This window comes from Nitrosomonas sp. (genome assembly GCF_020852615.1).
Lineage (GTDB): Bacteria > Pseudomonadota > Gammaproteobacteria > Burkholderiales > Nitrosomonadaceae > Nitrosomonas.
Window position 1 is genome coordinate 44,190 of record NZ_JADZAJ010000013.1, and the last position, 26,234, is coordinate 70,423.

The window sequence follows — 26,234 nt, forward strand, 5'->3', positions numbered from 1 at the left end:
CGTTGGTTGGATAATGGCGGTTAAACCCTGTCTTCGTTCAGAATCGCATTTTCATTTCCCTGCCGGTCAGCAATCTGCTCACTTGTCCGCCCGAACCGGCGTTCACGTTTCTGATAGGAAGCAATCGCCTGATTAAGCGCCGAAGCATCGAAATCCGGCCATAATGTATCGGTAAAATACAACTCGGTATAGGCAAGCTGCCAAAGTAAAAAGTTACTGATCCGACACTCACCACCTGTACGAATAAACAAATCCGGCTCAGGCGCACCCGCCATGGCCAGGTATCTGGCTATATCAGTTTCATCAAAGCTGGTAGCCAGGCCCGGATTTTCGGCAATCATTTTGCGAATGGCCTGCATAATATCCCACCGCCCTCCGTAGTTCGCGGCCACGGTAAAATTCAACCGGGTATTTTCGGCTGTCAGTGCCTCACCGCGCTGAATAAAACTGATTATTCTGGAATCAAATTTCGAAATATCACCGATCACCCTGAACCGGATCCCGTTCTCGTGCAGATTGGTTATTTCCCGTTCAAGCGCAGCAAGAAACAGCTGCATCAACAGCCTGACTTCCTCTGCAGGCCTGCGCCAGTTTTCACTACTGAACGCGAAAATTGTCAGGTACGAAACCCCTTTTTCGATGCAGGCCCTGATCGTACCCCGTACTGCTTCAACACCTTGTGTATGCCCCGCTATTCTTGGCAGAAAACGTTTTTTGGCCCACCGCCCATTACCATCCATGATGATAGCGATATGTTTAGGTATCGCACCCGTTTCCGGGATTTCTCGTGTCGAACTTGGTATCAGAGGCATGAACTAGACAGCCATGAGCTCGGCTTCTTTGGTCTGAAGTAACTTGTCTACTTCAGCAATATAACGATCTGTTAATTTCTGAATTTCATCCTGTGCACGTCGATCTGCATCCTCAGCGATCAGCTTGTCCTTTAACAGCTCTTTTAAATGGGCATTCGCATCACGCCGGATATTTCTCATCGCCACACGTGCAGTTTCAGCTTCCGTCCTGACTATCTTGGTCAAGTCCTTACGCCTTTCCTCTGTCAGGGGCGGCATCGGTACCCGTACCATCTCGTTTGCTGTCATTGGATTCAAACCAAGATCGGAGTCACGTATCGCTTTCTCGATTGCCGGGAATACTTTTTTATCCCACGGGATAACCCCTATGGTGCGCGCATCAGCCAGAGTCACATTGGCCAGTTGCTTGATCGGGGTCGGGGTGCCGTAATAGTCAACCATTATATGATCCAGCAGCCCCGTATGCGGGCGTCCGCTTCTTACCTTACTGAAATCGATCTTAAGTGCATCCAGGCTTTTCTGCATCTTCTGCTCTGCAGATTTTTTTACATCAGCAATCATGTCTCAGATACGTTTATTGATATTGAAGTATATTCGCAGCATTTAATGTAACCCCGGCTGCGATTGTAAAACCATTCCCATAAAGCAAGTACCCCGGAATTCAAACAGACACCGAGGTCCCTTCATCCTCCCCCATGATAACCCGTTTGAGTGCCCCGGTCTTGAAAATACTGAATACATTGATGGGAAGCTTCTGATCCCGACACAGGGTCAGCGCAGTAGCATCCATTACCTGCAGGTTTTTACTGATCGCTTCATCGAAAGTCAGGCTCTGAAAACGCTGTGCATTCTTGTCCTTGAGTGGATCGCTGGTATAAATCCCATCCACTTTAGTCGCTTTGAGCACAATATTGGCATTCATCTCCATACCACGTAAAGCAGCGGCCGTATCGGTGGTAAAGAAAGGATTCCCTGTTCCCGCAGCAAACACGACTACTTTACGCTCACCCAGATAACGCAAAGCCTTGCCACGGACATAAGGCTCGACAACCTGATCTATCCGTAAAGCTGATTGCACTCGCGAAACAATTCCATTTTGTCTCATTGCGTCATGCAGAGCCAGGGCATTCATCGTAGTGGCGAGCATCCCCATATAATCTGCCGTTACACGATCCATTCCATCTCCCGCAGACTTCATACCACGAAAGATATTGCCTCCTCCAACCACAATGGCAACTTCCACCCCGAGCTGCAATACACCTGCAATCTCAACAACAATACTCTCGACCACAGCACGATCTATGCCATAGTGACCTTCACCCATCAGGGCTTCACCCGACAACTTCAATAAAATACGCTTATAAACGACTGGCATATATGCCCGTGAACAGAGGGTAGGTATCTCTTAAAATTCTGAAAACTGGCCGGCTGTTTTTGATATTAAATAAGAGCTAATCCGATCAGAACGATTAACTCTTATTCCTGAATACAGCCTGCCAGAACAATCTCTGGAAAATCTTCTTTATTTGGACTGGTTTACCTGTGCCATAACCTCAGCAGCAAAATCGTCGGATTTCTTCTCGATCCCTTCTCCCACGACATATAACGAAAACCCGCTAACCCTGGCAGATTTTGCTTTCAGCAATTTCTCCACAGTCTGGTCCGGATCTTTAACAAAAGGCTGTCCAAGCAGGGTAACCTCTGCCAGATACTTGGCAATGCGCCCCTCCACCATCTTTTCAATGATATTGGCCGGTTTGCCACTTTCAGCCGCCTGGGCTGTAAATATCTGACGCTCGCGCTCCAGCGCATCAGCAGACACCTGGTCACCAGACACGCACACAGGTTTACTGGCCGCGATATGCATGGCCAGATCCTTGCCCAGAACCTCATCACCGCCAGTGTAGTCGATCATTACGCCAATCCTGCTCCCGTGCAGATACATAGCGAGCTGATCTTTCGTCTGGTAACTGATCCCGCGCCTGATACTGATATTCTCACCCAGCTTCATGACCAGTGCCTTGCGGACAGATTCAACCGTTTCTCCGTCAGCCATGGGCATATCCGGCAGTAATGCCGTATCTGATATGTTTTTGCCTGCCATCAGCTTTGCCAGATTGCCGGCAAAGCTGACAAAATCCTCATTCTTGGCAACAAAATCAGTTTCACAGTTAACTTCCACCAATGCTCCCTGCTTCCCGTCAGCGGTAACAAACCCGCTAATCACCCCTTCTGCAGCAATACGGCCAGCTGCCTTACTTGCCTTGGCTCCACTTCTGATTCGCAGCAAATCCTCAGCTGCCTTCATATCCCCATCCGCTTCAGTCAAAGCCTTCTTGCACTCCATCATGCCAAGACCGGTAAGCTCGCGCAGCGCTTTAACCATACCTGCGGTAATCTCCGCCATTTTGACTCCAAATCAAATTAACACAAAAATTCCAAATACTCTTTTCAATCAACAGCAAAAAAAATTACTCAAGCACCGGTTGACTGATCTTTGCCTGACATAATTTCCTCGTCAGGTTTACCCATTTCGATAATTTCCTGGACAGACTGATTACGCCCTTCCAGAATGGCATCCGCCATTGCACGCGCATAAAGCCGTATTGCCTGACTGGAATCGTCATTGCCCGGCACCACATAACGAACACCTGCCGGACTGTGGTTGGTATCCACCACGCCTGCAACCGGAATACCCAGCTTGCTTGCCTCCACAATAGCGCCTTTCTGATAACCTACATCAATCACAAATATGGCATCTGGCAAACCTTTCATATCCTTGATGCCCCCGAGGCTGTTATTCAGTTTCTCCAGCTCACGCTGAAAATCAAGCGCTTCTTTTTTCGTAAGCTTGTTCAGCGTCCCGTCCTGCGCCATTTTCTCCATATCCTGCAGGCGTTTGATTGACTGTCTGATCGTCTTGAAGTTGGTCAGCATTCCACCCAGCCAGCGCTGACTCACGTAGGGAGCACCACATCGGATCGCCTCTTCTTTAACGATGTCACGGGCCTGACGTTTAGTCCCGACGAAAAGTATTGTTCCCTTGTTTGCTGTCAGCTTACGGGCGTAATCCAGCGCCTCTCTGAACATTACGAATGTATGTTCAAGATTGATAATATGAATTTTATTGCGCTGACCGAAAATATACGGAGCCATTTTCGGGTTCCAGAAACGAGTCTGATGACCAAAATGAACACCCGCTTCCAACATTTGCCGCATCGTAACTGACATGTATTCTCCTTAGGGTTAACCGCAGCTTATCGATATACTTCTTACGAAGACACCCTATTTTGATAAGTGCGCGTTATTAGTTTCGTTATAAAAAAGTAAATGTAATAAAAAATCCCGGGTTCAGGAAACTGCTGCCCAAACCGCGCGCGATTATAGCACGACCCGCTCTGCACTCAAAAAAGCCGCTATGCGGCATGGTCAGCCCATTGAATTTCCAATTCGATGATTTAATTTATCCAGATCGTGCAAGGTAACATGTTTGTTACTTACTGTAATAAGCCCCTCCTCTTGCAATTTGGAAAACGATCGGCTGACTGTCTCCAGTTTGAGCCCCAGATAACTGCCAATATCCTCTCTCGTTGCCCGCAGTACAAAGTCGGTTGATGAATATCCCCGCCTGGCAAACCGGGTGGAAAGATTAAGCAAAAATGCAGCCAGCCGCTCATCCGCCCGCATACTGCCCAAAAGCATCATCACCCCCCTGTCCTGCACAATTTCACGGCTCATGATCTTGTGAAACTGACTCATCAGCGAAGGGATACTGCACCCGATTTCTTCAAGTTTTCTGAAAGGCACCTCACAAACCTCACTGTCATCCAGTGCAATTGTGTCGCACGTATGTTTTTCCGGACTGATTGCATCCAGCCCAAGCAACTCGCCTGTCATATAAAAACCGGTCACCTGCTGACGCCCGTCCATTTTGAGGATACACGTCTTGAATGAACCATTTTTTACTGCATACAGAGATTTGAAATCAGACCCGGCATGCAGCAGAAACTCTCCTCGCCGCACTTTGAACTTGTGGTTGATCAAATTACCCAGATACTCTATTTCCTCATCGGTCAGCCCTACCGGCAAACATAGCTCACGAAGGCTGCAGGTCATACAGCCGGATTTTTGCTGTGAAGCAGCGGAATGACCGGGTATCACGCAGTTATGCAAAACAACTCCTACTTCATCAGGAATTTTGGGCACGATTGCCTCTGGAAATTTTGATTTAACCCCGGCTATCTGGCAGCGCTGTTCTCCAACACATATTCCACCAGATTTTGTACTGCATCCCCCGACAGATTCGGGAAAGCAGGCATTCCAAATCCTTTTCCATTTTTTATACGTTCAGTAATGGCCTCCTTATTTGCCATCTCCGGTTTTAATATCATTACCTTACCACCCACGGGTGTATGACATTGCACACATGCTCCTTTGAAAATTTTCTCACCCGTAGCACCAGATGGGGGTGTGTAATCACTTTTTCTGGAGCAACCACCCAGCGCAAACAGCAAACAGCCCAAAAACATGGTGAACAAAGCAAGTTTCATTTTTATAGCATCCATCAGATAACGGCACTTCCGAAGAGAACAAAAAAAGCAGTCAGGCGCCATATCAGAACAGGAACCGCAGGCACGCAAACAGCGGCCTGAGTTTAGCATACTTACCACTGTATCGAATTGATGACAAACAAGAATAATGAAATTTAACAGATCATCAGCCCATTCCTGCAGACAAAAAACCGGCAGTCAGTCAATTCTAAAAATTTATCCGCACTCCTGCCAAACCGGATCGGCCGGGTAATGGCGCCTGATCCTTCAGGAAAGAGGTGTGGCGCCTCGCCTCTTCATTCAGTAAATTGGCCCCTCGCATAAACAGGTTGTAATTTATCCTGCCACGGTCAAACCGGTAATCCAGCTGCACATTCAGCATGGTATAGCCGGCAGTATCCGTTTCGAGCGGAGCGGTATCTGTCTGTTTATGCACCCGCATTACATCGACCCGGCCTCGCCATGGGCCACGGACATAATCGAACGCACTTCCAAAACGGAGCGGTGTCATACGCGGCAGATACCCTCCTCCCGATAACCGCCCACGCACGTAATCAGCCCATAACCGCACATCCAGCCTGCCATGATGGTCATGCAGCAGATGGGCAGTCGTTTCAAACTCAGCCCCGAGAAAACTGGCGTTACGTTGTTCATAATTAAGTAACAGCAAACCATTCTGATCCGGGATGCCCCTGATACTGACACGATCCGGCAGCCCGTCACCTGTCAGATCCGATTCGCGCAGAAATATGAAATTATTAACCCGATTGGCAAACAGGTTGAGCGTCCAGTCCAGATCCCCTTCCTGCCTGCTCAGGGATAAATCAGCGCCACTGGTTTTCTCGTTTAAAAGGGTGGTTTTTCCAATTTCAAATGAATTCGTGGCCGGATGCGGTCCGCTGGAATACAGTTCTTCCAGTGCCGGCGCACGCACAGTATGAGAAATACTGTATCTCAATGAGTAACCTTCAATGAATTTCCAGGTTATCCCCCCTGAAACACTGAATACACCATGGCCGGTTTTGAAACCATCCTCTCTGCGTTCTGTCCATTGCTGCTCAAAGCGCCCTCCCATCTCGACAAGCCAGCGCCCGATATTCCGTTTCTCCAGCAGAAACATTCCCAGCGAATCCATGTGAGCATCAGGCACAAAAGTTTCTCCCCCTGTGCTGAAAAAATTACGATTCTGGTACTGCAGTCCCAGTACTCCCTCCCAATTACCTAATGGCTGGTGTAATACCTCAAATCGACCATCCCATTCGCGGTTCATCAGCAATGTTTCGTCCTCTTCATCGCCTGATTCCCTGTGCGCATGATTGTTATATCCCCCGCGCAGTTTTATTTTCTGCAATCCCGGCAAAGGGTGATCCAGCGCGCCCTTGAGATCAAAACGGGTTTGCTTTTGCCTGATCCGCGTCTTTTCCTCATTTCCAGGCACACCATAATGATTGATAAAGCGGCTGACCGCGACACCTAAAAATCCCTGTTCGCCGATATAGGACAAACCACTGGAAAAATTTTTTGTCCGGACATCGCTGTTCTCAACTCTTCCTTTTTTTGCACCCGGTCCGGGCTGCGTTTGTGCAAAACCGGGAATTGAGTAATCCCCTGCACGTCGCTGCATCCCCTCCAGATGCCAGGCAAAACGCCCTGCTCCTGTATTCAGCCGAAACGCACCGGTTAAATTATCTGCAACCGAGCTGTAATGACCATATAAATCTCCACCCGCTTCTTCCGGCACCTGCTCAGGTATCCGCCGGTTAACAATATTTACCACCCCGCCGCTGGCACCGGAACCATAAAGCAGTGCTGAAGATCCACGAAAAATTTCGATCTGATCGGCAAACAGCACCTCGGCAGCTACGGCATGATCGGGGCTAACTGTGGAAACATCCATCGTGCCGATACCATCTTCCAGCACCCGCACCCGCGCTCCTCCCAGACCACGAATCACCGGACGGCCGACTGCCGGCCCAAAATCACTGGAAGAGACTCCAGGTTCCTGAGAAACCGCTTCACCCATACTGCGTAAATCGCGCGCCTGTAAGCGATCTCGCGACAGAATCAATACGGGGCGGGTTACATCTGTCTGCGCTCCACGCAAAGGATCAGCCGTAATAATGACGGGTTTAAGCGATACAGGGTCAGCGGCCCCGGGTTCATGTACCGGATTGCTCACCTTCTCTTGAGCACAGGCACCAGATGACAACCCCATGAAGATCATCAACCCAGATAAAATTTCATTTACTTTCAAACAATTATATTTATTTTTTATTTATCGTTATTCTTGCGGATCAATACTTAATTACCTGTCTTGATATCAGATGATCGTCATGACGTAAAAGGAAAGAATGCTGCACAAGTACTCTCATTCAGAGTAAATGGACAGCAGTTGACAGGCACATACAGAAAATCCGAAATTGCAACATTGTTGCAATTATAAGTCTGGCAACAGCAGCATGCAACTATGTTGCAGTCAATATCACCGTATTATCGATTCATCATGATGCGGCCACAATCGGCGCAAATACCTTTGATATTGAGTTCGATGGAATCAATGGATAAGTCGGAGGGCAGTCCTTTTGGCAGATCCGGCTGAACTTCCGGAAGACAGAAAACCTTATGGCAGTGATGACACTGAAAATGAGCATGACGATGCATGGATTCATTACGTGTAACCTGAAAACGCCAGGCTCGGCTCGCTCCCGCCACTTTATGCACCAAACCCTGGGTAACCAGCCAGTCCAGTGCGCGATACACGGTAACCCGGTCAAACGTACCAAGCTGCTGCAGATGTTCTAACACTTCACTATGAGAAAGTACATCATCAGCGTTCAGCAAGACATTCAAAATTGCACTGCGAACCGGGGTCGAACGCTTTCCAGTGTTGTGTATCAACTGTTCGGCAATATTCATAATGACCAAACCACCTGTCAGACCCCATGAAATCGGGTGTATTTAACGAATCCTGATTTTTTGGCACATCACTTTTTCATAGCTGATGGACAGAGTGCAACCCGAGACTCTCCGGAAGCAACCAGCCGCCACAGCTATTTTATTGGATTTTATCTGAACAACGTTCAGGCTGGTACAAATGAAGATTCATAAATTCCGGCTCCGGAGATGTCTTGCCTGGCCATGCATCACCTGATCTTCCGCTTCGCCTGCGACAATATGCCGCATAAATACCCGCCCCTGGTTCTGTAGCATTCGCTCATTTCAAAAACGGAAAGGGCGTCAAAATGAATGTCAGCAGATCAAAACAGGCGAAAATGATCTGGCGGGTCAGATTCGGACCTCACCAGTTTGCATGGTTTTTATCGCTGGTATCCGCCAGTATTTTTGCACAAGAATCAACAGTAATGCTTGGTGAGGTTACGGTAAGCTCCGGTAGCGGTTCTCTGCCAGCCGGAAGCATTCTGACTTCCGTGGATATCATGGGTGCCGAGCGTGTTCAGGATAAGAATGTGATGAACAGCTGGGAACTGATAGGCCAAATGCCGGGCATTCAGCTGACAGAATTCCGTCTTGGAGCCGAATCCGGGAAACCCTCGTTCCGTGCTTTTAATGGAGAAGGCTATATCAACGGCATCAAGCTGTTGATAGATGGCGTCCCAAGCAACGTCAACAGCGGCAATATGCGCTATCTGGATATGATATTTCCGCTAGACATCGACTATATTGAGGTTGTCCGGGGCACCAACGATCCACGTTATGGCCTGCACAATATTGGCGGGAATATCAGTGTGGCAACGCGGCAAGGGGGAAATTATTCCGATGGCCGTCTGACTTATGGAAGTTTCAATACCCGGGAACTTCAAGCGGCATTGGGATGGGAATCGGGCAGATTCTCCCAAAACTACTTTTTTGCCAAACAGAATTCAGATGGTTACCGGGATCACTCCGAGTCAAAAAAACACAGCCTCGGTGGCAAATGGTTCTACACATTGGATTCAGGAAACATGAAAGCCGGGCTGATTGCACGGATGTATAACCACAAAGCGGAAGAAGCAGGTTATCTAACCACAGTTGAACTGGAAACCGACAGATTCCAGTCTCCGGCGAAGAATGCAAATGACCATGACATCCGTGACATGCAGCAAGTCAGTGGTCACCTGGACTTCCAGATCACACCAAGCCTGGCTTATGGCAGCAAACTCTATTACAACGCCATTAAAGATGATCGCCATATTACCTATAACAGCTACTCCGCTGGCACGTCACCTCGGCAACGGCGGTTGTGGAATGAGGAACACATCGGCTGGATAAACACATTAACCTGGCAGATAAGCAAACAGGTCATTGTCGATGGCGGCTTTAATTACGAGCACCAGAACAATCGGTACAGGCGCTATCGATACCACTACGCTGTTCCCACTGATTTCTTCATCCCGGCATCAATATCCAATGATGACAGTTACACCTTCAATAATTTTGGCGCATATGTCCAAGCAATCATCAAGCCGACGGAATCCTGGAAGATCATCCCGGCATTCCGCACCGACAACTTCAAGGGACACACAACGCTTAACACCACGGGACTAAACACCTACCCGCTACAGGACTACGGCTGGATCAATCAACCCAAGTTAAGCGTTGTTTACAGCCCAAGTCAGGCCTTCAGTATTTACGGAAACTGGGGACGCACCTTCCAAATTGTCACCGGTTCCCGCAACCCAGCGTACCTCACGCCGGGTATCAGTGAGTACAGGCCATCAATCAACACCGGCATTGAACTGGGGGTCAGGCTCCGACCGTTAAAACGTATGGAAGCACGGGTCGCCGTCTGGCAGCAGGATGCAACGGATGAAGTCGCCAACCTACCAAGCGCCGGCGCCACTCAAAACCTGGGCGAAACACGCCGCAGAGGAGTCGACTTCCAGATAACGACCAATATTGCCGAGAAGCTAAAGCTATGGTACTCGTACTCCTATCAGGAAGCCAAGATTATGGATGGTTACACATCCGGAGGAACGTCACTTGCCGGCAAGGAAGTCTTTTCCACCCCTCGCCATATTTCCAACGCAGGTATGGAATATAAATTCAGCGAGTATCTGCGTTTCAATTTCCAGGGCCGTGCTCAGAGCAATTACTATATCGATGATTTAAATGCCCAGGGAAAGTATGGCGGTTATATTCTGTTTGATGGCGGAGCACACTGCGCATTGACGAAAACATTCAGCCTCGACCTTCAGATAAAAAACATTTTTGACCGGGAATATGAATATGTCTGGTACGACAACTTCTTCTGGCCAGCGGGATCTTATCAGCCCATGTTTTCCCCTGGCCCTGATCGTGCAGCATACCTGTCACTCAATATAAAAATGTAGTGTGGACACAGGAAATCTCGAAAATGGAAACAACCATCATCCACAGAATTTAAATAACCTCCACACGAGTGCCAGGGAAATACTGATTTATTTCGTCATCACCAGGAACAGGAACACAGTGGCACGATGATCCAGAACTCATAATTCTAAAAATATCTGATCTGAATTATTTCACTCCACTCACGATAACGCTTATCGATTTAATCAGCGTATCCCTAACGTTTACGCTACAGAGCAGATTGGCAGTCAGGATGAGGTAAGCAGTACACATCAAGACATGCTGCATATGAGTATACAATTGCAAAGCAAGCTTTAAAGGTCTGTTTTTGCCAAACAAACCCGGCAAAACCCAGGGCAGTTCAGGCAGATATTACGCTCATCCTTATCAAACCTGACTAGCGTCGGCTTTACGCCAAGATGGCTTTTCGTAGTGCTGTGCTGTTGTACAAACCGGGCGCTTATACTATTATCCGAAGCTTCCCAGTAAATTAATATGAGGAAAAATGATGAAATATATGTATTTATTTATTGCATGCACTGCTATTGCATTAAGTGCATGCGAAGAGAAAAAAAGTCTTGACGGACATTCAATGGAAAAACCACCTCCCTCAGCTTTTATGGAACGTGATTCAGCTCCGGATCTTGATAAAGCTGAAGACACTTCAGAAAGCGCAGCACCATCTGAAGAAAAGAACTAAATTCAAAATCTCGGGCTTCGCGTCGCAGTGTTATCCGAGCAATTCAGGTAATCTGACATGAAGCCATGCATAGCCTTTCCCAACCAGGTTTGCAACATCGCCAGGCAAAGGCTATGCAGTAGAAACAAACCAGCAATACTTCCCTTTACAGAAATATAAATCAGCCGGCTTTACCATCCACGCGTGCGCGCCAGTAGATTGGTGCAAACCTGATTGCCCACAGCAGAAAACAGCTCAGCCAGATACCACCTGCTGCCAGATAGAATTTTGGGGCCAGTGGTGCTGCAGCAGGGAAAATATCCGGAATAACTCTAAGCAGCACGACTATCTGAAAGGCAATGAACAGCAGCCATGTAAGATGATCCAGCACCAGCGGGAAGCCGCCGTGACCCAGCGTAACACGCGAAGCCATCCCCAGCACCATGCTTGCAAAATACCCCACCACCAGCATATGCAGCGGCGCCAGTCCAAATTGGTAATGCTCGCCACCACCCAGCCAGAACAGCATACCCTGCAACCCGAAAAACAACATTGCAATCCCCAGCCAGGCAAATGAAATATGCAGCACCGTCAGCAATCGCACACGAAAACTGCGGAAAAACTGCCAGGTATAGCTCAAGTAAAGCGCGCAACAGGCAAGCAGCAGATCCGGCCACCAGGCATACCCCTGCAAATCTGCCAGCTGCAACACACCATGCGCAACCGCACAACCTACCATCAGCCATAACAGCCAGAATGGCCGGACCACGACATAATTTTCCAGCACACGGCTTGAAAAAAACGGGATCATCCGGTGCGATACTGTGAGCAGAATCGGCAACATAAAGAACCAGATACCTGCCTGGCGCGAGAAATCAAGCATATCCCTGCTATCTGTCAACACCCACAACGTATATGCACATAACCCCAGCCACCCGGCAATGAATGCTGTTCCAGCGATCCAGGCATGCCGCTTATCCCCGGCCGGCGCCGAGAACAGCACACGAAACAGCGCAGTAACAGCAAGCGCCCACCCGGTTAACATCAACAGCAACCCGGCAGATACCAGGAATTTACCGGCAGTCAGGCCGGCGTAAAACAGAACAACACCACTCACCAGCAACAGGCAAACTGTCATGTACTGATTTGCCCTGATTTTTTCACCGTTCATCCAGTTAGGGAACGTGGTAAACAAAAATCCCAGGACAAAGAACGGGAAAAATGTGTATACCATCAGAAATCCATGTGCCCAGACCGGGGTAATAGTCGAGATACCCCCGTTTTCTGTCACTCCGGCACGCCCGGCCAGCTCCACTACCCACCAGAGCACGGTCAGCACCGCCTGGAAAGCGCCGGCAAGAAAAAGACTGCGATGAGGTGCTGCTGAAAGATGTTTCCAGATTGTTACCCTATTATTCATAAAAACTTTCCTGTAAAACCCAATAAAAGATTGACGCTTGCCTATACCCGGACCTGCCGGGCTATTTTTATCAGTGCTGTAATTTGCTATGATGGAAAACCACGTGATTACGCAGCCTTCGATGCCAAATATTGATTTACACAGCCATTCGACCATCTCAGACGGTGTGTTATCACCTTCCCGGTTACTGGCACACGCTGCCACGCGCGGGGTGACCGTGCTGGCACTGACCGACCACGACGATGTCGCCGGACTGAACGAAGCCACCCGCAGCGCACAGCAGGAAAATATCACATTGATCCCCGGTGTAGAAATTTCTGTCACCTGGCACGGCCGGACCCTGCACATTCTGGGTCTTGGGATCGACCCCGAGTACCCCCCTCTGGTTGAAGGATTGCAGAAAATCCGGGACGGTCGCATGGATCGGGCGCGGGCAATTGCTGCGCAACTGGATAAATTCGGCATCCATGGCAGTTTTGAAGGTGCCAGCGCCCAGGCTGGTGAAAGCAGATTGATCGGCCGCACCCATTTTGCCCGTTTTCTGGCAGATCGGGGATACGCCAAAGACGTAAAGTCCGTGTTCAAAAAATATCTGGTCAAAGGCAAACCCGGCCATGTTTCACATATCTGGGTCAGTCTGGATGAAGCTATCGGCTGGATACGCGGCAGCGGAGGTCAGGCGGTGATTGCTCACCCTGCCCGCTATAAACTGGGTAACAGCCTGCTCGAACAGTTACTGAATGAATTCTGTGAACTGAAAGGTGCGGGAATCGAGGTTGTCTCCTCCAGCCATACACCTGAACAAATGCGGCAATTTGCAGGACTGGCCACCCGTATGAACCTGTACGCATCGTGCGGATCTGACTACCACGGCCCGGGAGAAAGCTACTTTGATCTGGGCAGATTGCCCGCATTACCCCCGGAATGCACGCCAATATGGGACGGATGGCAGATCCAAAATATTCCGGAACCAGTGCAACAATCCTGAATAAGCAACCGGAACAGACCGGGCAACTGCCTTCCGGCAAGCCGGCCTGAAACAGTCGACCCCAAAAATACCTGATATTTCCCGACCACAACAGCTTATCAAACAGCCATGGCCCAATTTTTTTCGATACACCCGCAAACACCTCATAGCAGGCTGATTCGTCAGGCCGTTGATATCTTGCGCAATGGCGGCGTAATAGCGTATCCAACCGATTCCTGCTATGCATTAGGCTGCCGGATTGGCAACAAGGAAGCGATGGATCGTATTCGCACCATCCGCAAAGTAGATCAAAATCACAATTTCACTCTGGTATGCCGGGATCTGGCGGAAATTGCCACGTATGCCAAAGTGGATAATGCGCAGTACCGTTTACTGAAAGCAGCCACGCCCGGCAGTTATACCTTCATCCTGACCGCGACGCGTGAAGTACCGCGCCGCCTGCAGCACCCCAGGCGCCATACAATCGGATTGCGCATTCCTGACCACCCGGTTGCACAAGCATTGCTGACTGAACTGGATGAACCGCTGCTGAGCTCAACCCTTATCCTGCCTGAAGACGAGCTGCCGCTAAATGATGCCGAAGCAATCCGTCATCACCTGGAACATCAGATTGAGCTGGTTATGGACGCCGGCTCCTGTGGCACTGACATGACCACGGTGGTTGATCTGACTGAAGCCACACCCAAAATTGCCCGCCTTGGAAAAGGCGATTTATCACCCTTTGGAATTATTCATGGATAACATCATTCAGGGCATCGCTATTTACGCACTGCCGGTCATTTTTGCCATCACCCTGCATGAAGCCGCACACGGTTATGTTGCCAGGCATTTTGGTGATCTGACTGCCGAAATGGCCGGGCGCATCAGCCTGAACCCACTCAGACACATTGACCCTGTCGGTACCATCCTGATTCCCCTGATGATGTTCATGACCAGCAAGCTGGTAATGGGCAGTGGTTTACTTTTCGGCTGGGCCAAGCCGGTACCGGTCAACTTCGGCCGGTTACGCCAGCCGAAAAAGGATATGCTGTGGGTAGCCGCCGCCGGGCCTGGCGCTAATCTGCTGATGGCCTTTTTCTGGGCAGCTGTCATCAAACTGGGAATGAGCATGCCTGACAGTGTTTATATCAAACCCATGGTGCTGATGGGAATTGCCGGCATCGAAATCAACGTAGTGCTCATGGTACTGAATCTGTTGCCGCTCCCCCCGCTTGATGGCGGACGCATTGCCGTCAGTCTGCTGCCTAACAGTCTTGCCTGGAAATTTGCTCAGATTGAGCCCTATGGTTTTGTAATTCTGCTTGTGCTGCTCGTAAGCGGTGCCCTGAATGTGGTGTTATGGCCGCTGATCACGATTACCAAGCAGATGATCGTTATGCTCTTTGGTCTTTATATATAAAAATTAACAGCTTTTATGCCCCAAGCCAGCCCTGTATTTTTTCGATTCATGACAGCCGGAGCCTTGTAAATGTTTGCTGACCGTGTTCTTTCAGGTATGCGCCCCACTGGAAACCTGCATCTGGGGCATTATCACGGTGTATTGAAAAACTGGCTGACCTTGCAGCAGCAGTATGAATGTCTCTTTTTTGTAGCCGACTGGCACGCGCTGACAACCCATTACGATACCCCCGGAATCATCGAGCAGCACAGCCGGGACATGGTAATAGACTGGCTGGCAGCGGGGATCGATCCTGCTAAGGCAACCCTGTTCATTCAGTCAAAAGTCCCGGCACACGCCGAGTTGTACCTCCTGCTGTCAATGATTACCCCGCTTGGCTGGCTGGAGCGTGTTCCCACTTACAAAGACCAGCAGGAAAAACTTTCCGAGAAAGATCTCAGTACCTACGGTTTTCTCGGGTACCCGTTGCTGCAGAGTGCAGATATCCTGATTTACCGGGCCAACCTCGTTCCTGTAGGGGAAGATCAGGCACCTCATCTGGAATTTACACGCGAAATTTCCCGCCGGTTTAATCATATTTTCGGCAAAGAGCCGGATTTTGAGAACAAAGCAGCTCAGGCCATTAAAAAAATGGGATCGAGGCAGGGAAAACTTTACAGTGAACTGCGTACTCGCTATCTGGAACAAGGTGATGAAAATGCCCTGATTGAGGGCAGGTCATTACTGAATGAGCAGCAAAATCTAAGTGTCGATGATCGTGAGCGACTGTCCGGTTATCTGGAAGGAAGAAGCAAGGTCATTCTGCCCGAGCCACAGACACTATTGACCCGGGCATCCAGAATGCCCGGTCTGGATGGCCAGAAAATGTCCAAATCGTATGGCAATACGATCGGTTTACGAGAAGATGCGGACAGTATTGCAAAAAAAATACGTACCATGCCAACCGACCCGGCACGTATTCGTCGCAGCGATCCCGGCAATCCGGAAAAATGCCCGGTCTGGCAATTTCACCAGCTTTATTCATCGGCAGAAACCCGCAACTGGGTACAACAGGGCTGTACATCTGCCGGAATCGGCTGTCTGGAATGCAAGCAGCCTGTCATTCAATCCATATTGGATGAACAGGCCCCCATTCTGGAACGCGCCAGGATGTATGAAGCAGATCCCGCTCAGATAAAAAAAATCATTACCGATGGATGTGAAAAAGCCAACCAGCTGGCTGAAGAAACGATGCGAGATGTCAGAGCGGCACTGGGGCTGAGCTATCTTTAATGCAACAGAGTTACCCGAACCTCCGGACAGATACGGGAGACAGATTGGATAACACACTGTTAAACGACCCGGTTGCCAGGGTGCAAGGTGTGCCATTGCTGGAAGTTCCGCAGGATTTATACATTCCTCCCGAGGCACTCCGGATTTTTCTGGAAACATTTGAAGGGCCACTGGATCTGCTGCTTTACCTGATCCGCAAGCACAACCTGGATATCCTGGATATTCCAATGGCTGAACTCACGCGACAATACATTGCTTATGTCGAAACGATGCGCGCTGACCAGTTTGAGCTGGCTGCCGAATATCTGCTCATGACTGCGCTGTTGATCGAGATTAAATCCCGCATGCTGTTACCGCACCCGGCAGCAACTCCGGAAGATGAAACCGATCCCCGTGCCGAACTGGTACGTCGTCTGCTGGAATACGAGCAGATCAGGCAGGCTGCCATGCACATACATAGCCTGCCGGTTGCCGGCAAAGATTTCATGCTGACTCATGTCTGGACTGATTTCATCACTGAGAAACAGCTTCCCGATGTCAGTGCTCAGGATTTGTACGACACCTGGCTGGTTTTAATAGAGCGTCTCCGGCTCAACCGCAATCACACCATCCGTTATGAAACTGTTTCGGTACGGGCGTGTATGAGCGAAATCCTGAAAAATTTGCAATCGCGGGGTAATGCTCCCTTTATCGAACTGTTCAGCGACATCACCAATATTCATAAACTGGTAGCCAGCTTCCTGGCGCTGCTGGAACTGGCACGGGAAGCCCTCGTCAATATTGTCCAGTCAGAGCGCTTTGGAACGATTTATGTCCACGCCATCCGTGCTGACTGATCTGATCGGGATCAGCGCTCCCCTCCCGCTGAGCCAGATCACCCGAATTCTTGAAGCAGCACTGCTTACGACATCAGAACCATTGACTATTGATGATTTCAAAAAATTGTTTGATGGTGGTATTGATAAAAAAACATTACAGGAATTACTGGTAAATCTGGGCAAAAAATGGCATGACAGTGGAATAGAATTGGTTTCAGTCGCCGGGGGTTGGCGCTTCCAGAGCAAACCGGAGATGCAGGTTTTTCTGGATCGGCTTAGTCCGCAAAGGCCACCGCGCTACTCGCGAGCAGTCATGGAGACACTGGCGATTATTGCTTACCGGCAACCCGTTACTCGCGGAGATATTGAAGCGATCCGGGGGGTAGCAGTTTCTGCACAAATCATCAAAACGCTGGAATCACGCGGCTGGATTGAAACCATCGGGCAGCGCGATATACCCGGCAGACCCTATCTTTATGCCACCACCCGGCATTTTCTCGATGATCTGAATTTGCAGTCACTGGAACAGTTACCCGCCCTGGATAGTTTCAATCCGCTGGATCCGCTTATCAATGAAGCCACGCCAGACGATACGGAAGTACCTGCTATGCAGGAATCCGGCAAATCTGCCACACATGAATCAACATGATTTTTATTTCTGGAGACACTATGTATCAGCATATTAAGGTACCAGCTACCGGCAGCAAAATCCAAGTTAAAGACGATACTTCACTGATTGTGCCTGACAACCCGATTATTCCTTTCATTGAAGGAGATGGTACAGGTGTGGATATCACACCGGTCATGATCAGGGTAATTGATGGCGCAGTAAAAAAGGCTTACGGGGATTCCCGGAAAATTGCCTGGATGGAAATTTATGCAGGAGAGAAATCAACCCATGTCTATGGGCAGGATAACTGGCTGCCGGATGAAACCCTGCAGGCTGCAAAAGAATTTGTGGTATCCATCAAGGGGCCGCTGACCACGCCGGTAAGCGGAGGAATACGGTCAATCAACGTCGCATTACGCCAGCTACTGGATCTGTATGTCTGCCTGCGCCCGGTACGCTATTTTCAGGGCGTCCCCAGCCCGGTCAAACAACCGGAAAAAGTGGATATGATCATCTTTCGTGAAAATTCGGAAGACATCTATGCAGGCATCGAATGGGAAGCCGGGACAGAAGCAGTTGAAAAGGTAATGAAATTTCTAACTGCTGAAATGGAGGTTACTAAGATTCGCTTTCCCCAATCTTCCGCAATCGGAGTCAAGCCGGTTTCGAAAGAAGGCAGTGAACGCCTGATCAGAAAAGCCATTCAGTATGCAATTGACCATAAACGTCGTTCTGTCACGCTGGTGCACAAAGGCAACATCATGAAGTTTACCGAAGGCGCCTTCAAAAAATGGGGCTATGAACTGGCAGCAAAAGAATTTGGTGCGGAACTGCTGGATGGCGGGCCCTGGATGAAACTGCGGCATGAAGGCAGTGAAATCATCATTAAGGATGTTATCGCCGATGCTTTCCTCCAGCAAATTCTCCTGCGTCCGGATGAATATGATGTCATCGCTACGCTTAACCTGAATGGCGATTATATTTCCGATGCACTGGCAGCACAGGTAGGGGGTATTGGAATCGCTCCCGGTGCAAATATGAGCGACAGCATAGCCATATTCGAAGCGACACATGGTACAGCTCCCAAATACGCCGGGAAGGATCAGGTTAATCCGGGATCGATCATCCTGTCAGCAGAGATGATGCTCAGACATATCGGCTGGCATGAAGCAGCTGCTATTGTAATCAGCTCAATGGAGAAAACGATTCAGGACAGAATCATGACTTATGATCTGGCAAGACTGACACCAAACGCCAGACAGGTCCCATCATCAGAATTTGGTAACGCTATGATTGCAAGAATGTAGAGTCGCACTTCCCCGGGGCAGTACTACCTACCCCCAAAAAAGCAAACCCCGACCTGATATTAAATACCAGGCCGGGGAAAGAAGAAAGCTGATCCTGCCGGATCAGCCTTTTTATACGATAAAAACTAAGCAGCCTGAATGTTAGAGGCCTGCTTACCTTTTGGTCCCTGTGTAACTTCAAAGCTAACTTTTTGGCCTTCTTTCAGGGTCTTGAAACCTGTCATGCTGATTGCAGAAAAATGTGCGAATAAATCCTCACTGCCATCGTCCGGTGTAATAAAACCAAATCCTTTAGAATCATTGAACCACTTTACTGTGCCTGTTGCCATTTCCACTTCCTATAAAAAACTGGGCCGGATACCCTGATACTATTTGAATTTCAAGACCGCAAACGGCTCTAACCTGTACTGCAGAAAACTTGAAGCCAAACGCCGGTTGCAGTTTCACGCAAAATATGTCCCAAGTCAAGCAGTTGGTGTTGTCCGGCAGTGGATATTATCGGATTCCTGTTTATAAAATACGATGAAAACTGCTCAAGCAATCACTTAAGAATAGTCAGAGCGCTGTCGTAATCGATTCTTAATGTGTTTCGGGGAATCAGTCAGGAGTCAAGTCCCGGAGGGCTGGCAATCGGAATAAAATAGGACAGCAAATACTGATTACTATTTTTTCTTATAGAATACTCAGCACGAAAAATCGGAAAGTGTAAGCCATGGCAACAAGCAGCCGGAATCCTGATAATGTCATTGAAAAAAGTAAAGCCGGGTTAAGTCCACCATCTTTATATAAAGTAATATTAGTTAATGATGACTTCACTCCCATGGATTTCGTAGTTAAGGTGCTGCGTCATTTCTTTCTGATGGATGAGGAAATGGCTAATCAGATCATGTTAAAAATTCATACCGAGGGTTCAGGAATTTGTGGAGTCTATCCCAGCGATATTGCAGCGACAAAAGTTAAGCAGGTTAATGAATTTTCAAGACAAAATCAGCATCCACTCATGTGTGTGATGGAGAAGGAATAATATGATCGCGCAAGAACTGGAAGTAAGTTTACACATGGCTTTCGTCGAATCACGACAGAAGCGCCATGAATTCATCACGGTTGAGCACCTGCTGCTGGCGCTGCTGGATAACCCCAGTGCTGCAAAAGTACTGATTGCCTGTGCAGTTGATATCGAAGACCTGCGCAAATCCCTGCAGGATCATATTGCGCGCCATACACCTGTTGTTGAAGGCTCCGAAGATGTGGATACCCAGCCCACTCTGGGTTTCCAGCGGGTCATCCAAAGAGCGATCCTCCATGTTCAGTCTTCCGGCAAAAAGGAAGTTACCGGAGCCAATGTTCTGGTTGCCATTTTTGGTGAAAAAGATTCACATGCGGTTTACTTTCTGCAGCAAAGAGGTGTAACACGGCTGGATGTAGTAAATTACATCTCCCATAAACTGGGCAAAACTGCTCCAGGCGGAGAATCCGAGAAAAGCGAAGAAAGCACTGACAGCGAACAGCAGGATTCCGGCAGCCCGCTGGAAAGCTACACCATTAACCTGAACAGCCAGGCAATCGCCAATCGGATAGATCCCCTGATCGGACGCGAAAAAGAAGTTGAACGTGTTATCCAGGTATTATGCCGCCGCCGCAAAAACAACCCCCTGCTGGTAGGTGAGGCAGGCGTAGGAAAAACTGCTATTGCTGAAGGATTAGCCAGAAGAATTACTGAAAACCGGGTACCCGATGTACTTGCCAATCACGAGGTTTATGCTCTGGATATGGGGGCACTGCTCGCCGGGACAAAATACCGGGGTGACTTTGAACAGAGACTCAAAGTCGTATTGAAGCAGCTTACTGATAATCCCAGAGCAATTCTGTTTATTGATGAAATCCATACCCTGATCGGCGCAGGTGCGGCATCGGGCGGAACACTGGATGCCTCCAATCTGCTCAAGCCCGCACTCGGCTCCGGTCGACTGAAATGTATCGGCGCCACTACTTATAACGAATATCGCGGTATTTTCGAGAAAGATCATGCCCTGTCCCGGCGCTTTCAGAAAATAGATATCTCCGAACCTGATATCAGTGAAACCGTAGAAATCCTGCGCGGACTGAAATCCCGTTACGAGAAGCATCACAACGTCAAATATACCGAAGTCGCACTGGCAGCCGCAGCTGAACTGTCGGCACGTTTCATCAATGATCGTCATTTACCGGACAAAGCAATTGATGTCATTGATGAAGCCGGTGCCGCACAACGCGTACTGCCCAAATCCAGACAGCGAAAAATTATTGGTAGACAGGAAATTGAACAAGTCATTGCCGGAATTGCACGGATACCACCCCAAAATGTGTCCAGTGACGACCGCAACAAACTCAAAACACTGGATCGAGACCTCAAAGCTATCGTTTTCGGGCAGGATGCAGCCATTGAAGCACTCACAGCCGCCATCAAAATGGCGCGCAGCGGTTTGGGAAATGCCAGCAAACCCATTGGTTCTTTCCTGTTTTCCGGGCCAACCGGTGTAGGAAAAACCGAAGTTGCACGTCAGCTTGCCTATACGCTCGGTATTCCGCTGCATCGCTTCGACATGTCCGAATACATGGAACGTCATGCTGTTTCAAGACTGGTTGGCGCACCACCGGGATACGTTGGATTCGATCAGGGCGGTCTGCTGACCGAAACCATTATCAAGCAGCCGCATGCTGTGCTGCTGCTCGATGAGATCGAGAAAGCCCATCCCGATATCTTCAACGTTTTACTCCAGATCATGGATTATGGAACGCTGACCGACAACAGCGGGCGCAAAGCTGATTTCCGTAATGTCATTATCATCATGACGACCAATGCCGGTGCCGAAGCACTCACCAGAACATCGATCGGATTTACCGAAAACACCAGGCCCGGGGATGAAATGATCGAAATCAAACGGCTGTTCACACCGGAATTCCGCAACCGTATCGATGCAATCATCTCATTTGCTCCTCTCAATGAATCCATCATCCTGCGTGTCGTTGACAAATTCCTGATTGAGCTCGAAACACAATTACAGGAGAAAAAAGTGGATGTTACATTCACCGATAATCTGCGCAAATATCTCGCCCGCCACGGATTTGATCCGCTGATGGGTGCCCGCCCCATGGCCAGGCTGATTCAGGACATCATCCGCCGGGCGCTCGCCGATGAGCTGCTGTTCGGCCATTTGGCCAATGGCGGCAAGGTTACTGTCGATATTGGTGAAGATGGCAAAGCCGCCCTCACGTTTGATAATAAGGAAAATGTGGCATCACCAGCGATTTCCTGAAAACAATTTCACTCTCATGTCAGATTTCCGGCAGCAGTTTATAGATTTTGCCCTCCAGTACGACGTACTGCGCTTTGGCAGTTTCACAACCAAAGCAGGCCGGCCTTCGCCTTATTTTTTTAATGCCGGTCTATTTAACGATGGCCTTGCATTGAAAAAACTCGGTCAGTTTTATGCACAGGCAATCCTTGCTTCCGGAATCAGTTTCGATGCCCTGTTCGGTCCGGCCTATAAAGGTATTCCGTTAGTCAGCACCCTTGCCATTGCACTTGCCGAAGCCGGGTACAATTATCCCTTCAGTTTCAACCGCAAGGAAATCAAGGATCATGGTGAAGGCGGCAACATCGTAGGTGCGCCATTAGCCGGACGAATCCTGATTGTGGATGATGTCGTGTCAGCAGGATTGTCTGTCGGGGAATCCGTTACTCTCATCCGCGCTGCCAACGCTACCCCGTGTGGCATTATGGTTGCGCTTGATCGTATGGAAAAAGGGGAAGGTGAATATTCCACCCTGCAGGAAATCAGAAACAGGCACGGCATATCGGTCATCTCCCTGATTACACTGGATGACATCGTTGCCTATCTGCATACCCGGCAGGATCTCACCCGACATATCCGGGCAATCGAAACCTATCGAGCCCTTTACGGTGCAAAAACACCTGACACTTCCGGCTGACAAAAATACAAAAGTAAAAATATCCCGGCCATATGCCCTTTTGTACTTCCTTTGTCCCTCTTTTACCCTCTTTTTACACTCCCTGTCCGGTCCGTTCCCGCCCAACAACTTACGATCCCACTCAGCCCCGTATAGCCCGATTTATCCACTATATCCGCCCCAAAGCACTGCCATTTGACACGATCGGAAATCTGCTGGCTTTTCACACAATTCCGATTACAATATCAATTCCAGAGAACGATCAGTCTACTTTTATGGAGAATCCCGGTCATGATTAAAAATATTATTGGTCGCCTGATTAACCGAAATCCTGCTGCTCCTGCCACCCGCACACACAATTCACTGTTCATCCCGGCAAGGCGCCGGTTTCTGTGCACCTGCGGATGCGGAATGTTTTACGTCACTGCCGCCGGTGCGGGCCTGTTAGCCGCTGCCACACGCGCTGAGGCTGCTGCAGGTGGCGCGATCATCCGTGTCGGACATCTGCCGGCAGGCTGTGTTTCCCACCTGTTACTGGCAAAAGCAAGAGGAATGTTTGCAAAAGCGGGATTAAATGTCGTTCTGACACAATTCAACAGCCCTGCTGATTCGATGCAGGCACTTGTCAGTAATCATCTTGAGCTGATTCACAGCCCGTGGACCATGACAGCGGCTGCCTTCACCGCTGGCACTACTGATCTGCGCATCATCGGTGGCTCCGGCCAGGCTGGCATTGAACTGGTCGCACGCAATGGTTCAGTCAAATCGGTAGAAGAATTTATTGACGCTGCAGGTAAAGGATTGCGTGTGGGAACCTTGCGGCTGGATACGCTGGAACTGGTCGGCTACGGCACCATGTCGCAACACGGTAAATCCTATGATGATTACCGCATGACTTTTTTTCCAAGCATGATTGGCATGGGAGAAGCCATCGCCAATAAAGCGCTGGATGTCTGCACACTGGCTCAACCTTACGCCGAGCATGTGGTTGCTGAACAGGGCGCCACATACCTGACAGACTCAAACTCAGTCTGGGGGCCGGAAGCGGCAGACTGCGTCATCAGCACCAGAATCCGCACAATCGACCAGAAGCGTGACGTACTGAAAGCCTATCTCAGCGTATTGCAGGAATCCGCACGCGCCTTTAGCGAAGACTACGAAGCGGTACTAAATGACCTGCAGCCTGTTTATGGCGTGCCCCGGCCCATTCTGTCGGTTGCACTCAAACGCCAGTTCCCCAACCCGGTCATCCGCCAGGCGGGCGTCAGCGGGCTGCGCCGGGGAGCGGAATATCTGGCTGAACTGGGCTATCTCAAGCCGGGTGTCATCGACACCGTGCTGGATCTGAAGTATCAACCGGCCTGACGCAATGCAGGCAATGCAGCAGCCCCGCAGCCCGGGTAAGCCCGGCCAGCAGACGGCGTTGATTAACCGGTTCACCCGGTGGATTCCCCAATCGAATTTATTGTGGTTCTGTCTGGCCTGGCTACTGATTATCCTGCTCTGGGAATTTGGCTCCTGGATGGAATGGCTGAACCCCCAAATTCTGCCACCTCCCAGTCAAACCCTTCCATACGCCTTGTCCGGCAACATCAGTATTGGTTTTGGTCAGCAGAAAACCGGTCTGCTCGAAGCCACTACCATTACCCTGGCGCGCGTCGGTACCGGGATGCTGGCCGGGCTTCTGGTAGCCTCCTGTCTGGCCGTCACAGCAATCGAACTGCCCGTTCTGCGGCGACTGATCCTGCCCATCGTTCAGTCACTTGCCCCTATCGCCCCCGTCGCATGGATTCCCTTCACTATCGCTGTTATCGGCATTGGCGGTCAGGCCGCGATATTCATCGTATTCATGGCCGTACTCGGAACGATGTCCCTGTCACTGATTGCCGCACTCGACGATATCCCGGCTGAATACCTGAAAATTGCCCGCAGCCTCGGTACTTCACGCATCAGAATGTGGTGGCATATACGGTTGCCCGCCATTGTTCCCGGCGCAATGACAGCTATTCGCATGTCGTTCTTTGGTGCCTGGATGGCTGTTCTGGCAGGGGAAATGGCGGGCATCAATTCCGGCCTGGGCTACATGATTATCATGGCGCAGCAAATGTACAACATGAAACTGGTCATGATCGGCATTCTTGCCATCGGCTTCATCGGCTTTGCGGTTGATCGCCTGTTACTGCTGGCCGGTGCCAGACTGCTGCAATGGACACGGTAAACAACATGAGTCAGGCAACGACATATCCAGCCGACAACACAACCAGCAGTACAACCGGTGCCCGGCTGGTATTCAGCAACATTCGCAAATCCTTCAGTGACACTGTTTCAGTTGAAGCAGACAGTCTGATCATCGAATCAGGCAGCCTGACCGTTCTGCTTGGCCGCAGCGGCTGCGGAAAAACCACGCTGCTCAACCTTGCAGCAGGACTGGATTTCCCGGATCAGGGCAGTGTCAGCTACGACAACCAGATACTGCAAGGCCCTGCCCCCTCGACCACCCTGATTTTCCAAACCCGCAACCTGTTTCCCTGGATGACAGCGGAAGAAAACGTCGCTTTCCCTCTGCGCAACCAGGGAATGGCAAAAACTGAAGCCCTGGAACATGCCAGACAATATCTCAAACAAGTCGGTCTCGAATCGTTTGCCGGACATAAACCTGCGCAGCTGTCCGGCGGTATGCGTCAACGCATTGCCCTGGCAAGAACCATCGCCACAAAACCGCGGCTGTTACTGCTGGATGAACCTTTCTCCGCACTGGACATGCAAACCCGCAGAATGATGCAGCGCTATCTGCTGGATGTCTGGAAAAATTCGGGCGTCACCATACTCATGATTACCCACGATCTGCACGAAGCACTCATGCTCGCAGACCGCATTGCCCTGATGGCCTCATCCCCCACAGGGCACATTGCTGACATTCTCGACATCAAACTCGAACGCCCCCGCGACCCGGAAGATCCAGCTTTCCGTACTGTCCAGCAGCAACTTGACCGGTTTCTGGAACACGAAACCCTGCTGGCGGAACACGATCCCACTCTTGAATCAGCCAATCAGCAAGCATAGCCCGGCACAAGCCTGCACGTAACAGCGCAGTACAGAA

Annotated in this window: 26 protein-coding genes; 15 read left to right on the forward strand and 11 right to left on the reverse strand. The window is 49.7% G+C overall.

Features of this window, described 5'->3' with window-relative positions; all coding sequences use genetic code 11:
• Positions 1–20: 20 nt before the first annotated feature.
• The 9 genes from uppS to IT527_RS02540 all read right to left on the reverse strand — a co-directional run bounded on the left by uppS (position 21) and on the right by IT527_RS02540 (position 8,278).
• A complete protein-coding gene (gene uppS, locus IT527_RS02500; RefSeq protein WP_292966085.1) occupies positions 21–812 on the reverse strand; it encodes a polyprenyl diphosphate synthase in 792 nt (263 codons plus the stop codon).
• A 3-nt stretch (positions 813–815) separates the two neighbouring features.
• Entirely contained in the window at positions 816–1,373 is a 558-nt protein-coding gene (gene frr, locus IT527_RS02505) for a ribosome recycling factor (protein WP_292966088.1), read from the reverse strand.
• 100 nt (positions 1,374–1,473) lie between these two features.
• On the reverse strand, positions 1,474–2,187 hold the full coding sequence (gene pyrH, locus IT527_RS02510; protein ID WP_292966090.1) for a UMP kinase: 714 nt from the start codon (positions 2,185–2,187) through the stop codon (positions 1,474–1,476).
• Between the two features lie 147 nt (positions 2,188–2,334).
• A complete protein-coding gene (gene tsf / locus IT527_RS02515) occupies positions 2,335–3,219 on the reverse strand; it encodes a translation elongation factor Ts (protein WP_292966092.1) in 885 nt (294 codons plus the stop codon).
• Between the two features lie 68 nt (positions 3,220–3,287).
• A complete protein-coding gene (rpsB, locus tag IT527_RS02520; RefSeq protein ID WP_292966094.1) occupies positions 3,288–4,043 on the reverse strand; it encodes a 30S ribosomal protein S2 in 756 nt (251 codons plus the stop codon).
• Positions 4,044–4,241: 198 nt separating this feature from the next.
• On the reverse strand, positions 4,242–4,928 hold the full coding sequence (fnr, locus tag IT527_RS02525; protein ID WP_292966097.1) for a fumarate/nitrate reduction transcriptional regulator Fnr: 687 nt from the start codon (positions 4,926–4,928) through the stop codon (positions 4,242–4,244).
• Between the two features lie 122 nt (positions 4,929–5,050).
• On the reverse strand, positions 5,051–5,362 hold the full coding sequence (locus tag IT527_RS02530) for a cytochrome c (protein WP_292966100.1): 312 nt from the start codon (positions 5,360–5,362) through the stop codon (positions 5,051–5,053).
• 208 nt (positions 5,363–5,570) lie between these two features.
• Positions 5,571–7,616, reverse strand: coding sequence for a TonB-dependent receptor (locus IT527_RS02535; protein ID WP_292966103.1), 2,046 nt, complete (start codon positions 7,614–7,616; stop codon positions 5,571–5,573).
• A gap of 236 nt (positions 7,617–7,852) precedes the next feature.
• Entirely contained in the window at positions 7,853–8,278 is a 426-nt protein-coding gene (locus IT527_RS02540) for a transcriptional repressor (RefSeq protein WP_292966106.1), read from the reverse strand.
• Positions 8,279–8,604: 326 nt separating this feature from the next.
• Here IT527_RS02540 and IT527_RS02545 point away from each other — a divergent pair, with 326 nt between their 5' ends.
• Positions 8,605–10,692: a TonB-dependent receptor gene (locus tag IT527_RS02545; protein WP_292966109.1), complete on the forward strand. Its 2,088-nt coding sequence runs from the start codon at positions 8,605–8,607 to the stop codon at positions 10,690–10,692.
• Positions 10,693–11,195: 503 nt separating this feature from the next.
• A complete protein-coding gene (locus IT527_RS02550) occupies positions 11,196–11,390 on the forward strand; it encodes a hypothetical protein (protein WP_292966112.1) in 195 nt (64 codons plus the stop codon).
• A gap of 160 nt (positions 11,391–11,550) precedes the next feature.
• Here the strand turns inward: IT527_RS02550 and IT527_RS02555 are convergent, their stop codons facing one another.
• Entirely contained in the window at positions 11,551–12,789 is a 1,239-nt protein-coding gene (locus IT527_RS02555; RefSeq protein WP_292966115.1) for an NnrS family protein, read from the reverse strand.
• An 88-nt stretch (positions 12,790–12,877) separates the two neighbouring features.
• Here IT527_RS02555 and IT527_RS02560 point away from each other — a divergent pair, with 88 nt between their 5' ends.
• The 7 genes from IT527_RS02560 (at position 12,878) to icd (ending at position 19,183) form a co-directional block, all read left to right on the forward strand.
• On the forward strand, positions 12,878–13,777 hold the full coding sequence (locus IT527_RS02560) for a 3',5'-nucleoside bisphosphate phosphatase (RefSeq protein WP_292966118.1): 900 nt from the start codon (positions 12,878–12,880) through the stop codon (positions 13,775–13,777).
• A gap of 108 nt (positions 13,778–13,885) precedes the next feature.
• Positions 13,886–14,518, forward strand: a complete 633-nt coding sequence (locus tag IT527_RS02565; protein ID WP_292966121.1) for an L-threonylcarbamoyladenylate synthase — start codon at positions 13,886–13,888, stop codon at positions 14,516–14,518.
• On the forward strand, positions 14,511–15,176 hold the full coding sequence (locus tag IT527_RS02570; RefSeq protein WP_292966123.1) for a site-2 protease family protein: 666 nt from the start codon (positions 14,511–14,513) through the stop codon (positions 15,174–15,176). Before IT527_RS02565 ends, IT527_RS02570 begins: the two co-directional genes overlap by 8 nt.
• Positions 15,177–15,245: 69 nt before the next feature.
• Positions 15,246–16,448 carry a tryptophan--tRNA ligase gene (locus IT527_RS02575; protein ID WP_292966126.1) on the forward strand — a complete coding sequence of 401 codons (1,203 nt, stop codon included), beginning with the start codon at positions 15,246–15,248 and terminating at the stop codon, positions 16,446–16,448.
• Positions 16,449–16,492: 44 nt separating this feature from the next.
• Positions 16,493–17,284, forward strand: coding sequence for a ScpA family protein (locus IT527_RS02580; protein ID WP_292966129.1), 792 nt, complete (start codon positions 16,493–16,495; stop codon positions 17,282–17,284).
• Positions 17,259–17,915 (forward strand): SMC-Scp complex subunit ScpB, encoded by a 657-nt coding sequence (gene scpB / locus IT527_RS02585; RefSeq protein WP_292966132.1) that lies wholly within the window; start codon positions 17,259–17,261, stop codon positions 17,913–17,915. The genes IT527_RS02580 and scpB overlap by 26 nt, the downstream gene beginning before the upstream one ends.
• 20 nt (positions 17,916–17,935) lie before the next feature.
• Positions 17,936–19,183 (forward strand): NADP-dependent isocitrate dehydrogenase, encoded by a 1,248-nt coding sequence (icd, locus tag IT527_RS02590; protein ID WP_292966135.1) that lies wholly within the window; start codon positions 17,936–17,938, stop codon positions 19,181–19,183.
• A gap of 125 nt (positions 19,184–19,308) precedes the next feature.
• Here the strand turns inward: icd and IT527_RS02595 are convergent, their stop codons facing one another.
• Positions 19,309–19,512, reverse strand: a complete 204-nt coding sequence (locus tag IT527_RS02595) for a cold-shock protein (RefSeq protein WP_292966138.1) — start codon at positions 19,510–19,512, stop codon at positions 19,309–19,311.
• Between the two features lie 383 nt (positions 19,513–19,895).
• On the opposite strand from IT527_RS02595, the gene clpS reads away from it, so the two are divergent.
• From clpS to IT527_RS02625, 6 genes are all read left to right on the forward strand, one after another.
• Positions 19,896–20,207 (forward strand): ATP-dependent Clp protease adapter ClpS, encoded by a 312-nt coding sequence (gene clpS, locus IT527_RS02600; RefSeq protein WP_292966141.1) that lies wholly within the window; start codon positions 19,896–19,898, stop codon positions 20,205–20,207.
• Position 20,208: 1 nt separating this feature from the next.
• Positions 20,209–22,479: an ATP-dependent Clp protease ATP-binding subunit ClpA gene (clpA, locus tag IT527_RS02605; RefSeq protein WP_292966144.1), complete on the forward strand. Its 2,271-nt coding sequence runs from the start codon at positions 20,209–20,211 to the stop codon at positions 22,477–22,479.
• A 16-nt stretch (positions 22,480–22,495) separates the two neighbouring features.
• Complete coding sequence (pyrE, locus tag IT527_RS02610) at positions 22,496–23,155, forward strand: orotate phosphoribosyltransferase (protein WP_292966146.1); 660 nt, start codon at positions 22,496–22,498, stop codon at positions 23,153–23,155.
• A gap of 270 nt (positions 23,156–23,425) precedes the next feature.
• Positions 23,426–24,499: an ABC transporter substrate-binding protein gene (locus IT527_RS02615; RefSeq protein WP_292966148.1), complete on the forward strand. Its 1,074-nt coding sequence runs from the start codon at positions 23,426–23,428 to the stop codon at positions 24,497–24,499.
• A gap of 13 nt (positions 24,500–24,512) precedes the next feature.
• A complete protein-coding gene (locus tag IT527_RS02620) occupies positions 24,513–25,352 on the forward strand; it encodes an ABC transporter permease subunit (RefSeq protein ID WP_292966151.1) in 840 nt (279 codons plus the stop codon).
• A complete protein-coding gene (locus IT527_RS02625) occupies positions 25,340–26,197 on the forward strand; it encodes an ABC transporter ATP-binding protein (RefSeq protein ID WP_292966154.1) in 858 nt (285 codons plus the stop codon). Before IT527_RS02620 ends, IT527_RS02625 begins: the two co-directional genes overlap by 13 nt.
• Positions 26,198–26,234 lie beyond the last annotated feature (37 nt).

Bases quoted from the DNA above. Each gene is read 5' to 3' on its own strand.
- uppS (WP_292966085.1), bottom strand. From the start codon at position 812: ATGCCTCTGATACCAAGTTCGACACGAGAAATCCCGGAAACGGGTGCG.
- frr (WP_292966088.1), bottom strand. From the start codon at position 1,373: ATGATTGCTGATGTAAAAAAATCTGCAGAGCAGAAGATGCAGAAAAGC.
- pyrH (WP_292966090.1), bottom strand. From the start codon at position 2,187: ATGCCAGTCGTTTATAAGCGTATTTTATTGAAGTTGTCGGGTGAAGCC.
- tsf (WP_292966092.1), bottom strand. From the start codon at position 3,219: ATGGCGGAGATTACCGCAGGTATGGTTAAAGCGCTGCGCGAGCTTACC.
- rpsB (WP_292966094.1), bottom strand. From the start codon at position 4,043: ATGTCAGTTACGATGCGGCAAATGTTGGAAGCGGGTGTTCATTTTGGT.
- fnr (WP_292966097.1), bottom strand. From the start codon at position 4,928: ATGACCTGCAGCCTTCGTGAGCTATGTTTGCCGGTAGGGCTGACCGAT.
- IT527_RS02530 (WP_292966100.1), bottom strand. From the start codon at position 5,362: ATGAAACTTGCTTTGTTCACCATGTTTTTGGGCTGTTTGCTGTTTGCG.
- IT527_RS02540 (WP_292966106.1), bottom strand. From the start codon at position 8,278: ATGAATATTGCCGAACAGTTGATACACAACACTGGAAAGCGTTCGACC.
- IT527_RS02545 (WP_292966109.1), top strand. From the start codon at position 8,605: ATGAATGTCAGCAGATCAAAACAGGCGAAAATGATCTGGCGGGTCAGA.
- IT527_RS02550 (WP_292966112.1), top strand. From the start codon at position 11,196: ATGATGAAATATATGTATTTATTTATTGCATGCACTGCTATTGCATTA.
- IT527_RS02555 (WP_292966115.1), bottom strand. From the start codon at position 12,789: ATGAATAATAGGGTAACAATCTGGAAACATCTTTCAGCAGCACCTCAT.
- IT527_RS02560 (WP_292966118.1), top strand. From the start codon at position 12,878: ATGATGGAAAACCACGTGATTACGCAGCCTTCGATGCCAAATATTGAT.
- IT527_RS02565 (WP_292966121.1), top strand. From the start codon at position 13,886: ATGGCCCAATTTTTTTCGATACACCCGCAAACACCTCATAGCAGGCTG.
- IT527_RS02570 (WP_292966123.1), top strand. From the start codon at position 14,511: ATGGATAACATCATTCAGGGCATCGCTATTTACGCACTGCCGGTCATT.
- IT527_RS02575 (WP_292966126.1), top strand. From the start codon at position 15,246: ATGTTTGCTGACCGTGTTCTTTCAGGTATGCGCCCCACTGGAAACCTG.
- scpB (WP_292966132.1), top strand. From the start codon at position 17,259: ATGTCCACGCCATCCGTGCTGACTGATCTGATCGGGATCAGCGCTCCC.
- icd (WP_292966135.1), top strand. From the start codon at position 17,936: ATGTATCAGCATATTAAGGTACCAGCTACCGGCAGCAAAATCCAAGTT.
- IT527_RS02595 (WP_292966138.1), bottom strand. From the start codon at position 19,512: ATGGCAACAGGCACAGTAAAGTGGTTCAATGATTCTAAAGGATTTGGT.
- clpS (WP_292966141.1), top strand. From the start codon at position 19,896: ATGGCAACAAGCAGCCGGAATCCTGATAATGTCATTGAAAAAAGTAAA.
- clpA (WP_292966144.1), top strand. From the start codon at position 20,209: ATGATCGCGCAAGAACTGGAAGTAAGTTTACACATGGCTTTCGTCGAA.
- pyrE (WP_292966146.1), top strand. From the start codon at position 22,496: ATGTCAGATTTCCGGCAGCAGTTTATAGATTTTGCCCTCCAGTACGAC.
- IT527_RS02615 (WP_292966148.1), top strand. From the start codon at position 23,426: ATGATTAAAAATATTATTGGTCGCCTGATTAACCGAAATCCTGCTGCT.
- IT527_RS02620 (WP_292966151.1), top strand. From the start codon at position 24,513: ATGCAGCAGCCCCGCAGCCCGGGTAAGCCCGGCCAGCAGACGGCGTTG.
- IT527_RS02625 (WP_292966154.1), top strand. From the start codon at position 25,340: ATGGACACGGTAAACAACATGAGTCAGGCAACGACATATCCAGCCGAC.